The organism is Caballeronia sp. KNU42 (assembly GCF_053760385.1).
This window is the reverse complement of record NZ_CM132388.1, coordinates 214,884-228,697: the sequence shown is the minus strand read 5'-3', so window position 1 is coordinate 228,697 and position 13,814 is coordinate 214,884. Positions and strand designations below refer to the sequence as shown.

The 13,814-nt window shown below is 60.7% G+C and carries 13 protein-coding genes; 7 read left to right on the top strand and 6 right to left on the bottom strand.

Features of this window, described 5'->3' with window-relative positions; all coding sequences use genetic code 11:
• Positions 1 to 55: 55 nt before the first annotated feature.
• The 3 genes from ACSOSP_RS00895 to ACSOSP_RS00885 are packed head-to-tail and all read right to left on the bottom strand — an operon-like array spanning position 56 to position 2,853.
• Positions 56 to 844 carry a TatD family hydrolase gene (locus ACSOSP_RS00895; protein WP_455309044.1) on the bottom strand — a complete coding sequence of 263 codons (789 nt, stop codon included), beginning with the start codon at positions 842 to 844 and terminating at the stop codon, positions 56 to 58.
• Positions 845 to 890: 46 nt separating this feature from the next.
• On the bottom strand, positions 891 to 1,607 hold the full coding sequence (lolD, locus tag ACSOSP_RS00890) for a lipoprotein-releasing ABC transporter ATP-binding protein LolD (RefSeq protein ID WP_455309043.1): 717 nt from the start codon (positions 1,605 to 1,607) through the stop codon (positions 891 to 893).
• On the bottom strand, positions 1,600 to 2,853 hold the full coding sequence (locus ACSOSP_RS00885; RefSeq protein WP_455309042.1) for a lipoprotein-releasing ABC transporter permease subunit: 1,254 nt from the start codon (positions 2,851 to 2,853) through the stop codon (positions 1,600 to 1,602). The genes lolD and ACSOSP_RS00885 overlap by 8 nt, the downstream gene beginning before the upstream one ends.
• Positions 2,854 to 3,330: 477 nt before the next feature.
• Here ACSOSP_RS00885 and ACSOSP_RS00880 point away from each other — a divergent pair, with 477 nt between their 5' ends.
• From ACSOSP_RS00880 to ACSOSP_RS00850, 7 genes are all read left to right on the top strand, one after another.
• On the top strand, positions 3,331 to 3,618 hold the full coding sequence (locus ACSOSP_RS00880) for a type II toxin-antitoxin system RelE/ParE family toxin (RefSeq protein ID WP_035568578.1): 288 nt from the start codon (positions 3,331 to 3,333) through the stop codon (positions 3,616 to 3,618).
• Positions 3,619 to 3,630: 12 nt separating this feature from the next.
• Positions 3,631 to 3,933, top strand: coding sequence for a HigA family addiction module antitoxin (locus ACSOSP_RS00875; protein ID WP_455309040.1), 303 nt, complete (start codon positions 3,631 to 3,633; stop codon positions 3,931 to 3,933).
• A gap of 329 nt (positions 3,934 to 4,262) precedes the next feature.
• Positions 4,263 to 5,372 carry a regulator gene (locus ACSOSP_RS00870; protein WP_455309039.1) on the top strand — a complete coding sequence of 370 codons (1,110 nt, stop codon included), beginning with the start codon at positions 4,263 to 4,265 and terminating at the stop codon, positions 5,370 to 5,372.
• Positions 5,373 to 5,410: 38 nt separating this feature from the next.
• Entirely contained in the window at positions 5,411 to 7,117 is a 1,707-nt protein-coding gene (recJ, locus tag ACSOSP_RS00865; protein WP_455309037.1) for a single-stranded-DNA-specific exonuclease RecJ, read from the top strand.
• A gap of 105 nt (positions 7,118 to 7,222) precedes the next feature.
• A protein-coding gene (gene prfB, locus ACSOSP_RS00860) for a peptide chain release factor 2 (protein WP_455309035.1) occupies positions 7,223 to 8,327 on the top strand; the annotation gives its coding sequence in 2 pieces (ribosomal slippage) (positions 7,223 to 7,303 and positions 7,305 to 8,327; 1,104 coding nt in all).
• A gap of 245 nt (positions 8,328 to 8,572) precedes the next feature.
• The gene (gene lysS / locus ACSOSP_RS00855; RefSeq protein WP_455309034.1) at positions 8,573 to 10,099 is read left to right on the top strand and encodes a lysine--tRNA ligase; all 1,527 of its coding nucleotides are present in this window, start codon (positions 8,573 to 8,575) and stop codon (positions 10,097 to 10,099) included.
• A 321-nt stretch (positions 10,100 to 10,420) separates the two neighbouring features.
• Positions 10,421 to 11,161 (top strand): glycine zipper 2TM domain-containing protein, encoded by a 741-nt coding sequence (locus tag ACSOSP_RS00850; protein WP_455309032.1) that lies wholly within the window; start codon positions 10,421 to 10,423, stop codon positions 11,159 to 11,161.
• Positions 11,162 to 11,271: 110 nt separating this feature from the next.
• On the opposite strand, the gene iscX is transcribed toward ACSOSP_RS00850, so the two are convergent.
• Genes iscX through hscA form a run of 3 tightly spaced genes read right to left on the bottom strand, consistent with a single transcriptional unit; the run spans position 11,272 to position 13,757 of the window.
• Positions 11,272 to 11,469, bottom strand: a complete 198-nt coding sequence (iscX, locus tag ACSOSP_RS00845; RefSeq protein WP_047896467.1) for a Fe-S cluster assembly protein IscX — start codon at positions 11,467 to 11,469, stop codon at positions 11,272 to 11,274.
• A gap of 36 nt (positions 11,470 to 11,505) precedes the next feature.
• Positions 11,506 to 11,847 (bottom strand): ISC system 2Fe-2S type ferredoxin, encoded by a 342-nt coding sequence (fdx, locus tag ACSOSP_RS00840; protein WP_031363897.1) that lies wholly within the window; start codon positions 11,845 to 11,847, stop codon positions 11,506 to 11,508.
• A gap of 44 nt (positions 11,848 to 11,891) precedes the next feature.
• Positions 11,892 to 13,757 carry a Fe-S protein assembly chaperone HscA gene (gene hscA, locus ACSOSP_RS00835; RefSeq protein WP_455309029.1) on the bottom strand — a complete coding sequence of 622 codons (1,866 nt, stop codon included), beginning with the start codon at positions 13,755 to 13,757 and terminating at the stop codon, positions 11,892 to 11,894.
• Between the last annotated feature and the right edge of the window lie 57 nt (positions 13,758 to 13,814).

The window sequence follows — 13,814 nt, the reverse complement described above, 5'->3', positions numbered from 1 at the left end:
TCGAAGGAGAGAACTGCCCTTCAATGCCTGCAATCGAACCAATACGAGGAACTGATTATGCGGAGATAAGGCCGAGCCGCGGCAGCGCGGCGTGCGCGTTAGCCGTTGTGCCTAGGGAAAGCGTCTCTTCGTCAATGCCGCGCAACTCTGCAAGCACCCGGGCAATGCCAGGCACCTGATCGGGCGCGTTACGATGCTTGTAGAGCCATGAAGGCGCGATATCGGGCGCGTCGGTTTCGAGCACGATTGCGTCCAGCGGCAACTCTGCAGCGAGACGTCGAATCTGGCGAGCGCGCTCGAAGGTCAGGTTGCCGCCAAAACCCAGGCGCATGCCATGCGTGATGAACGCTTCGGCCTGCTGGAAACTGCCGTTGAACGCGTGCGCAATACCGAGTTTGACGGAGAACACGCGCAGCCCCTTGAGCACTTTGTCCTGCGATTTGCGCACATGGCAGATCACCGGCAAATCGAACTCGCGTGCGAGCTTGAGCTGCTCGTTATAGAAGAAAGTTTGGCGCGCATCGTCGAGACCGGGGACGAAATAGTCCAACCCAATTTCGCCGATGCCCACAAACCGAGGGTCCTCCATACTCGCGGCAATCTGCTCGCGCAGCACGCGCAGATCGTCGTCCTGCGCACGCGGCGTGAACAACGGATGAATGCCTAACGCGTAAGCACCGCCTTCAATGCGATGCGCAAGCGCACGCACGCGCTCGAAATTCTCGCGTGCCACGCCAGGAATCACGATCCGCGAGACACCTTCTTTCAACGCCGAGGCCGCAACGTCATCGCGGTCGGCATCGAATTCGGATGCATCGAGATGACAGTGCGTGTCGATCCACATGCAACGCCTCCAGCATTCCGGCGATCATCAAGCGATCGACCGGCAATTAAACAGGGACGACCGGCTCCTCGAACAACACGCCGTCACGCAAGCGCATGATGCGGTCGCAGCGCGCGGCGAGATCGGGATCGTGCGTGACGATCACGAAGCTCGTCTCGAACGTCTGCGACAACTCCAGCATCAAGTTGAACACCGTGTCCGCAGTGGCGCCGTCGAGGTTGCCGGTCGGCTCATCGGCGAGCACGCACGCCGGACGCGTGACCAGCGCGCGCGCAATCGCCACGCGCTGACGCTCGCCGCCCGACAATTCACCCGGCCGATGTTTAGCCCGATGGCCAATCCCCACGCGATCAAGCACGGCCATGGCTTCCTTGCGTGCGTCCGCTTCGCTCATGCGGCGAATGCGCAGCGGCATGGCGACGTTATCGAGCGCGCTGAATTCCGCCAGCAAATGATGGAACTGATACACGAAACCGAGCGCACGATTACGCAGTTCGTTGCGTTCGCGTTCGCGCAATGCGGTGAACGGCTTGCCCAGCAGCGAAACCTTGCCGGCACTGGGTTCATCGAGGCCGCCAAGCACGTGCAGCAGCGTGCTTTTACCCGACCCCGACGCGCCGACGATCGCCAGTTTCTCGCCGCGCCGGACCTGCAATTCCGCGTTGTCCAGCACTTGCACGTTGAAGCCGCCCTGCACGAACGTCTTCGAAATCGCCGATGCTTCGAGCACGATGTTGCCGTTGTAATCACTCATATCACTCATAGCGCAGCGCCTCCGCCGGGCGAACCTTCGCGCCGCGCCAGCTCGGGTAGAGCGTCGCGAGCGATGACAATACGAACGCGATCAGGCCGATCCGCGCGACGTCGGCAGGGACGAGTTCCGACGGCAATTCGCTGATGAAATACACCGATGGCGGCAGGAACTGCACGCCAAGCAGATGTTCGATCATCGGCACGAGCCACGGAATGCTCCACGCGATGAGACACCCCAGCGACACACCGATCGCCGTGCCGATAAAACCAATCGTCACGCCCTGGATCACGAAGATCTTCATGATCGAGCCGGGTTGCGCGCCAAGCGTGCGCAAGATGGCGATGTCAGCTTGTTTGTCGGTCACGGTCATCACCAGCGATGAGACCAGGTTGAACGCCGCCACCGCAATGATCAGCGTCAGGATAATGAACATCATGCGTTTCTCGATCTGCACGGCCGAGAACCAGGTCTTGTTCTGCTGCGTCCAATCGCGGATATAGAGGTCGCCGGTGAGCGTTCGCGACAGTTGCCGCGCTACTTCCGGCGCGCGCTGCATGTCCTTCAGCTTCAGGCGCACGCCTGTCGGCGCCGGCAGCCGGAACAGCGCCTGTGCGTCGGCGATGGAAATCAGCGCGAGCGTGGAGTCGTACTCGTAGTGCCCCGACTCGAACACGCCGACCACGGTGAACTGCTTGAGCCGCGGCAACATGCCCGCCGGCGTGATCGTGCCTTCGGGTGCGACCAGCGTGATCTTGTCGCCTGTGGTCACCCCCAGATTGGTCGCCAGATCCGCGCCCAGCACAATGCCGAAGCCGCCCGGCACGAGATCGGTGAGCTTGCCACCCCGCATCTCCTTGCCGATATCCGAGACTTCCGGTTCCAGCGACGGCTCCACACCTCGCAACGCCACGCCGCTGACCGCGCCTTGCCGCGTCAATAGCGCCTGCGCGTCCACGTAGGGCGCCGCACCGATCACTTCCGGATTCTTGCGCGCTTCCTGCGCGGTGAGTTGCCAGTTGGGCATGGACCCGGTCGGCGAGAATATTTCGACGTGCGCGAGCACGGACAACATGCGGTCGCGGACCTCTTTCTGGAACCCGTTCATTACCGAGAGCACCACGATCAGCGCAGCGACGCCAAGGGCGATACCAGCCATCGATACCAGCGCGATAAACGAGATGAAACCGTTGCCGGTGGTGCGTTTGCCGGCGCGGGTATAGCGCCAGCCGATCTGCCATTCGTAGGGAAGTTTCAAGCGATTCCTTTTCAGCGTTCTAACGTTCTTCGATCCGTTCTTCAATCTCTACATCGCGCATCCGGCGCATGGCTGCTTTTTTCAATCCACGCGCCCGCGAAGAGCGCGACCGATGCCTTGCGCCATCTTTCATGCGCCATTTGCTAACCCGAGCCAGTCTGCCCGAGCGGCAATCACAACACCTTCTCAATCCTTACCGTATCGATCTGGCGCGAGCGGGACGCACCGATCCGTCTGCGATCAAGCGCGAAGTTTGCCACACAATTCTTAGCCACTCCTTTAGCCCGCGTGACGTGGCGGAGCGAAAAACGATGGTGCAAGCCACCATGCCGGCCATTCGGACGACTTCTCACGCCCGCGCCCCGGTTCATACTCGCTTGAGTCACCCACACGGCAACATCCCCTCAAAAACTCAGCCTCAGCCGCTGCCACGGCTCACCACCATAACTGTTGACGTATTACGCAAAACGTAATACGATGAAGATAATGATACAAACGTTCCGATGCAAGGACACTCAAGGACTGTACGAAGGCGAAACGCCAAAACGATTTCGGGCAATCGCTGACGTCGCGATCAGAAGGCTCTCGGCACTCGACTCTGCGGTGGAAATACGAGATCTGAAGTCACCGCCAGGCAACCGGCTCGAATCTCTTTCCGGTGACCGGCGCGGGCAGCTCAGCATTCGGATTAACGGCCAATGGCGCGTTTGTTTCAAATGGACGACGAAGGGTCCTGTCGACGTCGAAATCATCGACTATCACTGAATGGGGAAGCACATGGCCAAGAACGGCATGCGTCCGGTTCATCCGGGCGAGATCTTGCGGGAAGATTATCTGGTTCCGCTCGAAATGAGCGTGAACGCCTTGGCACTGGCGTTGAACGTGCCGGCTACGCGTCTGCATGAAATCGTGAAGGAACGGCGCGGCGTCACGGCCGACACCGCTTATCGCCTGGCACGCTACTTCGATTCAACGCCCGAATTCTGGCTGAATCTCCAGGCCATGTATGACCTGAAAACATTGCCAACGCGCAGTGAAATCGATCGCAAGGTCGAACCGCGTGAGTTGTCGCGCGCGTGATGGCGCGCGTGATGAGTCAAGCCGGGCAATAAGGGAAAAGGAGCCGCGCGCGGGCTCCGCGTATCGTCGCATACCTTGGCGGCAGGTTTTCTGATTTGGGTCTGCGAACTGGGTGGGCGAGCTGCCCCCCGAGCGATAGAACCCGTGCCGGCGTGCAACACGCGCACTGTCAGCACTACAGCCCGGCCTCAGCTTTGACGCGGTCCAGGACCCACTTTCCGTGTCCGGCAGTTGTCCTCGCATGACTTATTGCTTGCTGCGGATCTGTCAGGTAAAGCAATCGAGGCAAAGGGGAGGCACCCGGAAAATTGCGGGTCCTTTGCCATACAATGCGCAGCATCATGCCCACACCCAAGCTCCCAGACCTTCATCTTCTCCTGCCGTTCGCGCTGCCATCGGCCGCGGACGCCGCCACTGCGCTGCACAAGCTGGACCGCCCCGCGCTCGACCGGCTGCTCGCCCGGGCGACGCTCAATGAGCGCGTGATCGGCGAGGATTTCCAGCGCACGCTGCCGCATGAACGCTGGATTGCGCAGCAGTTCGGCGTGGTCAACGAGGCGCCCGGGCAGGCCAGCGACGAAGCGCCGCTCGCGCCCTATATGTTGCTCGCCGACGGCGGAACGCCCGGCGACACCATCTGGGCATGCGTCGAGCCAGTGCATGTGCGCATCGCCCGTGACCATCTGGTCCTGATCGATCCGGCAACGCTGGATGTGGACGATCACGAAGCCCGGACGTTATTCGATGTCGTCAAACCGCTGATAGAAGACCTCGGACTGATAATTCAGGCGCCGAAACCGGCGCGTTGGTACGTCGCCGGAGCGAATCTCGGCACGCTGGCAGGCGCGTCGCCGTTGCGGGCGAGCGGGCGCAACATCGAGATCTGGCTGCCGCATGAAGCCGGCACCGGCGAGCGCTCGCGCGCGTGGATGAAACTGCAAAACGAAGTGCAGATGGCATGGTTCGAACATCCGCTTAACGAGGCGCGAGAAGCGCGTGGCTTGCCGGCGATCAATTCGATCTGGCTGCACGCGCAAGGCGCGCTACGCGGCGTGACGAGCCCGTTCGCGCAGGTGATGTCGAACGCGCCGGCCACACGCGGCCTTGCACTGGCCGCCAATATCGCGCCTCAAGCGCCACCGGAATCTTTCGCCGCTTTTATGGCTTTAACAATGGCTAGCAATGGCCGTGCGCTTGTCGAACTCGATCCGTTTTCCGCACCGTTCATCGAACAGGATTGGGCGCGCTGGAACGACGCGCTCGGGACGCTGGAGCGCGAGTGGTTCGCACCTGCCCTCGCCGCGCTCGAAAACGGCACGCTCGGCACATTGCGCCTCACGCTGTGCAGCGACACCGGCTCCGTGTCGCTGGCCGTTACGCGCGGCGCGTTGCGCAAATTCTGGCGGCGGCGTCCGATCGCAGCGCTGCTTATCGAATAAACGAAGCGAATGAAACGCATCATCACCGGCCTGTCCGCATGACCCGAATCGTCACCCGTGCACCCTCTCCCGCCGATGCCGCCGTCCTCGTACGGCATGGCGTTCATCCTGTCATTGCGCGTCTGTACGCGTCGCGCGGCGTGTGTTCGCCGGACGAGATCGAGACCGAACTCAAGAAATTGCACGCGCCCGTCGGGCTGAAAGGCTGCGATGAAGCCGCCGCCGTTCTCGCCGACGCGCTCGCAGCGAAACGCCGCATGCTGGTCGTCGCCGACTACGATTGCGACGGCGCCACCGCGTGCGCCGTTGCCGTGCGCGGCTTGCGGATGTTCGGCGCGCAGATCGATTACCTGGTGCCGAACCGGTTCGAATACGGCTACGGCCTGACGCCTGAAATCGTCGCGCTGGCCGCGAGTCGTGCGGGGGGGAAACCGGATCTGCTGATCACCGTGGACAACGGCATCGCGAGCGTCGATGGCGTCGAGGCCGCGAATGCGTTGGGTATCGACGTGCTGGTGACTGATCACCATCTACCCGGCGACGACCTGCCGCCCGCGCGCGCAATCGTCAATCCGAACCAGCCGGGCTGTACGTTCGAGAGCAAGTGCATCGCGGGCGTGGGGGTGATCTTCTACGTGCTGCTCGCATTGCGGGCGGAGTTGCGCCGCCGCAATGCTTTCACCACTGACGCGCCCGAACCGCGTCTGGACGGCCTGCTCGATCTGGTTGCGCTCGGCACGGTCGCCGACGTCGTGAAGCTTGATCCGAACAATCGGATCCTGGTCGCGCAGGGCCTGAAGCGGATTCGTGCGGGTCGCATGCAACCCGGCATCGCAGCGCTGTTTCGAGCGGCCGCGCGCGATGCACGCGCCGCATCGGGATTCGATCTCGGCTTTGCGTTGGGGCCGCGGCTGAACGCGGCGGGACGGTTATCGGATATGTCGCTCGGGATTGAATGCCTGATCACCGATGATATCGGCCGCGCATGGGAACTGGCACAGCAACTGGATTCGATCAATCGGGAGCGGCGTGAAATTGAAGCCGGCATGCAGGAACAGGCGCTCGAGGAACTCGCGGCAATCGATCCGGCGAATTCCGCGACGTTGACGTTGTTCAATCCAGCGTGGCATCAAGGCGTCATCGGGATTGTCGCCGGGCGGCTGAAGGAGAAGTTTCACCGGCCGTCGTTCACGTTTGCTCATGCCGATGAGAGCGGGGTTTTATCGAAGGGATCTGGGCGCTCGATTCCAGGGTTTCATCTGCGCGATGCCGTCGACCTGATCTCCAAACGCGAGCCCGGGATGATCGTGAAATTCGGCGGCCACGCGATGGCGGCGGGGATGACGATTGTCACCGCTGATATCCCGAGGTTCACCGCGGCGTTTGAAGCCGTCGGCCGTGAATGGTTGACGTCGGACGCCTTGTCACGGGTGGTGGAAACCGACGGCGAGCTCGAAGACGCTTATTTCACGCCGCAGTTTGTTGAATTGATCGATGGCGCGGTCTGGGGGCAAGGCTTTCCGGCGCCTGTGTTTTCCGGGGAGTTTGAAGTGGCGTCCCAGGCGCTCGTCAAGGACAAGCATTTGAAGCTGCAATTGCGGCGCGGGCAGCAACGGTTCAACGCCATCTGGTTTAATCACACGGAAACGCTGCCGGCGCGCACCGTCGTGGCGTACCGGCTGGTTTCCGATACCTGGAATGGGGTCGCGCGGGTGCAGATGATTGTTGAGCACGCGGTTGGCTGAAAATACAAGTACGTGCCCAAGGCGCCCGGTCGCAACCACCCGCCGATGCGCCCCTCTCGCTAAGCTATAATTTCCCTCTTAGCCAAAAAACCTGAAAACGATCAAATGGAAGCGGAACGTCTAAACGCAATCGAGAACCTCCTCGCCGACCTGCGCCGTCGCGCTGGCGAGCTCCGGGGGTATCTTTGACTACGACGCCAAGGCCCTGCGTCTTGACGAAGTCAACCGGGTACTAGAAGACCCGAACGTCTGGAACGACTCGAAAAACGCCCAGGCCCTGGGCCGCGAGAAGAAGCTCCTGGACACCGTGGTCACGACCATCACGGACCTCGATAACGATCTTCGCGACACGCAAGATCTCTTCGACATGGCCCGCGAAGAAGACGACGAAGACACGCTCGTTTCATGCGAAGCGGACGCGGCAGGGCTCGAAAAGCGCGTTGAAGACATGGAATTCCGCCGGATGTTCTCGAACCCGGCCGATCCGAACAACTGCTTTATCGATATCCAGGCCGGCGCCGGCGGCACGGAAGCGTGCGACTGGGCGGCAATGCTGATGCGCCAGTACATTCGCTATTGCGAGCGCAAGGGTTTCAAGACCGAAGTGCTGGAAGAATCCGACGGCGACGTGGCCGGGATCAAGAGCGCGACCATCAAGGTGGAAGGCGAATACGCCTACGGTTTCCTGCGCACGGAAACGGGCGTTCACCGGCTGGTGCGCAAGTCGCCCTTCGATTCATCGGGCGGACGCCATACGTCGTTTTCATCGATCTTCGTCTATCCGGAAGTCGACGATTCCATCGAAATCGACATTAATCCGGCAGACATTCGCACGGATACCTATCGCGCATCCGGTGCCGGCGGACAGCACATCAACAAGACCGATTCGGCCGTGCGCCTGACTCACGCGCCCACCGGGATTGTCGTGCAGTGCCAGAACGACCGCTCGCAACACCGTAACCGCGCCGAAGCCATGCAGATGCTGAAAGCGAAGCTGTACGAGTTCGAAATGCGTAAGCGCCAGGTCGAGAAAGACAACCTGGAAAACAGCAAGACCGACGTGGGCTGGGGTCACCAGATCCGCTCGTACGTGCTCGATAACAGCCGTATCAAGGACTTGCGCACGAACGTGGAAATCAGCAACACGAAAGCCGTGCTGGACGGGGACCTGGACGACTTCATCGGCGCAAGTCTTAAACAGGGCGTGTAAGGAAAATTCGAGCAAACGGCGCGGTTCCGGTAATACACCGCCGCGCCAACCGCATCGTTTCGACGTTGCTTCGTCCACGGAAATTCATCGCAGCATTGCTTCGCTACTATTGCGACATCCGTGTGGCCTGTACTCCAATGCCGGGTTTCAACGCTCAAGCTCACGCGGCTAGACGAAAATATCCTGGACGCAGCGTCAGGCCCACGACCCAAGCCGCATCCATCGCATTCAAAGCCAAACACATCATGATCGAACCGACTCAGCCGGCCGCAGTTCCCGAACCCGAAGAAAACCAGATCCTCGCCGAGCGTCGCGACAAACTCCGTGCGCTGCGGGAGCAGGGAGTTGCGTTTCCGAACGATTTCCGGCCGACGCACCAGGCCGCCGCGCTGCAATCCGATTACGCCGATAAAGACAAGGAAGCGCTCGAAGCCGAGCCGCTGCAAGTCGCGGTCGCGGGCCGGATGATGTTGAAACGCGTGATGGGCAAGGCGAGTTTTGCGACGATTCAGGACGGCAGCGGCCAGATCCAGTTCTTCATCACGCCCGCGGACGTCGGCCAGGAGGTCTACGACGCGTTCAAGAAGTGGGACCTGGGCGACATCATCGCGACGAAGGGTGTTTTGTTCCGCACGAACAAGGGCGAATTGTCGGTGCGTTGCACGGAACTGCGCCTGCTGACCAAAGCGCTGCGCCCTCTTCCCGATAAATTCCACGGTCTCGCCGATCAGGAAATGCGCTATCGCCAGCGTTACGTCGACCTGATCGTGACGCCGGAAACGCGCCAGACGTTCATTGCGCGCACGAAGGCGTTCGCATCGATCCGCAGTTTCATGGCGAAGGCGGATTTCATGGAAGTGGAAACGCCGATGCTGCACCCCATTCCGGGCGGCGCGGCGGCGAAGCCGTTCGTCACGCATCACAACGCGCTCGACATGCAGATGTTCCTGCGTATCGCCCCGGAACTGTATTTGAAGCGGCTGGTGGTCGGCGGCTTCGAACGCGTGTTCGAAATCAACCGCAATTTCCGCAACGAAGGGGTGTCGCCGCGACACAACCCCGAGTTCACGATGATGGAGTTCTACGCCGCGTACACGGATTACACGTGGATGATGGACTTCACCGAAGCGCTGATCCGTCAGGCAGCTGTCGATGCGCGCGGCGATGCGAGCATCGTGTATCAAGGGCGTGAACTGGATCTGTCAAAGCCGTTCCATCGGTTGACGATTTGCGAAGCGATTCAGAAATACGCGCCGCAATACACGAACGAACAACTCGCCGATATCGCGTTCCTGCGAGTCGAACTGAAGAAGTTTGGCGTCGATGCATCGCAGCCGCAGTTCCTGAACGCGGGCGTTGGCTCGTTGCAACTCGCGTTGTTCGAGGAAACAGCCGAATCGCAATTATGGGAGCCCACATTTATTGTCGACTATCCGCTGGAAGTCTCGCCGTTGGCGCGGGCCTCGGATACGGCTCCGGGCATCACGGAACGCTTTGAGTTATTCATTGTGGGCCGCGAAATCGCGAACGGCTTCTCGGAGTTGAACGATCCGGAAGACCAGGCAGCGCGGTTCCAGAAACAAGTCGACCAGAAGGATGCCGGCGACGAGGAAGCCATGTTCTACGACGCCGACTACATTCGCGCGCTGGAGCACGGCATGCCGCCGACGGGTGGCTGCGGAATTGGTATCGACCGGTTGGTCATGCTGCTGACCGACAGCCCGAGCATCCGCGACGTGATCCTGTTTCCGCATTTGCGTCGCGAAGACTGAGCATCTGCGACAACGGCATGTTTGTAAAAAAGGCGCGAAAGCGCCTTTTTTTCGTTCCAAGAAACGCCTGAGTTTGTAACTTTCGGTAAAAGCCGCCTGCCTGGTTTTCCGATTTGCAGGCATCCGATCTGGAAAACCCTTATAAAACAAAGCGACTGGGCACATGTTCAATCCGGTGCGTTTCTTGCATCCAATGACTACCAGAAAACGTTACAAATTGACAAACCTTGCGCTTCAGATTGTCCGACACTGCTGTCGTGAAAACGCGAGAAGCGTCAGACCCAATATCGTCACACTCTGCCTTGAGACGGAGGTCCAAAAATGGATAACAGCAATAACATGACCACACAGAATTCGCCGAATCCCGGCGGCCCGCGTGAGCGGAGAATTCATCCGCTGGTGGCAACGGCCGCAGGTGCGGTGATCATCGCCAGCCTTGCCGCTACGGCGGCGGTCACCGGACTGTTCCCGAAAGCGTCGAGCACCTCGCCGACTAACGATCAGAGCCAAGCCGCGCAAGTCGCAACTCAACCGGCGGTCCAGCCCGCAGAGCCCACCGCCGCCCAGCAACAACAGGCACAGCAAGCGCAGCAGGAAGAGCTTGCTCAGCAGCAAGCCCAGCAGCGCGCGGCAGCTCAAGCAGCCCAGCAGCAACAGCAAGTGGCGCAGCAGCCCGTTCCTACACAGCAGCCCAACTACGCACAGCAGCAGCCTGTTCAACCTGCCTATTGCGCGAGCTGCGGTACGGTAGAAGCAATCTCGGCTGTGCGGCATGAGGGCCAGGGGACCGGTATCGGCGCGGTAGGTGGCGCGGTGGCGGGCGGTCTGATCGGTAATCAGTTTGGACGTGGGGGCGGCCGTACCGGCATGACGATCCTTGGCGCACTCGGTGGCGGCCTGGGCGGCAATGCGGTCGAAAAACACCTGCGCAGCACCACCGATTATTCAGTGCGCGTGCATATGGAAAGCGGCAAGACGCGTTACTTCACCTATCACCAGGCGCCGCCGTTTAACCAGGGTCAACGCGTGCGTATCGAAAACGGGACGTTGGTTGCAGGCTGAACTGTCGCTCGCTTTCGAGAAACCAGTGCGCAAAAGCAAAACGGCGATTCCACAAGGAATCGCCGTTTTGCTTGATCTACCACGCATCAGCGCAAGGAAACCGACCGGATTCAATAATCCGCGTCTTCAATCCACGCCGCCTGGATCGCTTCCAGAATCTTCTCGTTGGAGCGCTCGGGGTCGTCGTCGAACCCCGGCAGCTCGGTCACCCAGCGGTGCAAATCCGTAAATCGCACGAATTGGGGATCGACGTTCTGATGCGTGTCGGTCAGTGCCATCGCGATATCCTGCGTGTCCGTCCACTTCATGGCAAGCGCTCCTGTTTCGTGATCGCTGATTTAAGTTCAGTGATTCTCTTTGGCGTGATTGATGGTGTAGCGCGGGAGCTCGACAACCAGATCCTCGTCTGCCGGCACCATCGCCTGACATGATAACCGCGACGTCGGCTCAAGTCCCCAGGCCTTATCGAGCAAATCGTCCTCGTCTTCTTCCGACGGCACAAGCGCGTTAAAACCCTCGCGGATGATCACGTGACACGTCGTGCACGCGCACGATTTTTCGCACGCATGTTCAATCTCGATACCGTTATCCAACAGGTTGTCGCAAATGCTCTTCGACGTATCCGCGTCGATCACCGCGCCATCCGGACACAATTCAACATGGGGCAATACTACGATCTGAGGCATGAATTTCTTTCCGTTCTTTTATACGTGAGAGGCTCGATGAATGATCAGACTTCGTCGAGCCTGCGGCCGGCGAGTGCACGGCGAATGCTTTTGTTCATGCGGCGGGCAGCGAATTCATCGGTGGCGGCGGCAAGCTCCTTCGTCGCCGTTTCGATGGCATCGACGCTATCGCCGCCAGTAACCGCCGCGAGCTTAACGATCAGCGCTTCAATGTTGGCCCGCTCCGCTTCGTCCAGCAGTTCGCCGTCCACGCCAAGCGCCGCTTGCGATGCTTCCACCAGGCGTTGCGCGTCAACCTGCGCTTCGCGCAACGCGCGGGCGCGCATGTCGACTTCAGCCGTCGTGAAGCTTTCCTCCAGCATGCGCGCGACGTCGTCATCGGCAAGACCGTAGGAGGGCTTCACCACCACCGATGCCTCTACTCCCGACAATTGCTCACGCGCGAACACGGACAACAACCCGTCGGCGTCCACCTGATATGTCACGCGAATGCGCGCAGCACCGGCCGCCATGGCGGGAATGCCTCTTAATTCGAAGCGCGCGAGCGAACGGCAGTCCGAGACCAGCTCGCGCTCGCCTTGCACGACGTGGATGGCCATCGCCGTCTGGCCGTCCTTGAAGGTGGTGAAATCCTGCGCGCGGGCAACGGGAATGGTCGAGTTGCGCGGGATGATCTTCTCGGTCAATCCGCCCATGGTCTCAACACCGAGCGACAGCGGAATGACATCGAGGAGCAGCCAGTCATCGCCTTCACCGCGACGATTTCCCGCCAGCAAGTCCGCCTGGATCGCAGCACCGAGCGCCACGACCTGATCCGGATCGAGATTAGTCAAGGGCGGCTGACCGAAGTACGTTTGCACCGCGCGGCGGATCACCGGCATGCGCGTGGCGCCGCCGACAAGCACCACGCCCTTGATCTCGGCGGGCGCCACCTTGGCGTCGCGCAAGGCCTTGCGCGTGGGGGTCAAGGTGCGTGCGACCAGCGCTTCAGTCAGCGTGGCGAAGTCGCTTTCGGTGATCGTGAAATCGATTTGCTGATCATCGGACAACGTGGCCTGAACTGTGGCCTCAGGCGCCTCCGACAGCGCCTCCTTGGCCGTTCGCACACGGTCCAGCAACAGACGCACGTCTTCCGGCGTAGCAGGCGTTACCTTGGATTTCACCAGCACGTGCCGATACAGCGCCGCATCGAAATCGTCGCCGCCGAGCGCTGAATCGCCGCCCGCTGCGAGCACTTCGAACACGCCTTTGGTGAGCTTGAGAATCGACAGGTCGAAGGTCCCGCCGCCCAGGTCATACACGGCGTACAACCCTTCCGATGCGTTGTCCAGCCCGTACGCGATCGCCGCAGCAGTCGGTTCGTTCAACAGGCGCAGCACGTTCAAACCGGCGAGTTTCGCGGCGTCTTTCGTGGCTTGCCGTTGGGCTTCATCGAAGTACGCCGGCACCGTAATCACCGCGCCGACCAGCTCGTCGGCAAGGGTGTCTTCCGCGCGATATCGCAGCGTAGCCAAAATTTCCGCCGATACTTCCACCGGGCTTTTCACGCCATCCACAGTACGGATCTGCACCATGCCCGGTGCATCGACGAAATCGTACGGCGCGTTTTCCGCCCCTTCCACTTCGCTTTTGCCGCGGCCCATGAAGCGCTTCACCGACACAATGGTATTGCGTGGATCGAGCGCCGCTTCTTCCTTTGCAACGCGGCCGATACGCCGGCCGCCCTTCTCCAGATACCGGACCACCGACGGCAACAAGAAGTGGCCGTCTTCGTCGGGCAGCACTTCGGCCACGCTGTTGCGCACGGCGGCAACCAGCGAATTGGTCGTGCCGAGATCGATACCCACAGCTACCCGCCGCTGATGCGGCGCCGGAGCCATGCCGGGTTCTGAAATTTGCAGTAAAGCCATCGTTACTCTATTGGGGGTTGGTGACGCCCGTAGGTGTCGTCTGGTTTTATATGTGAC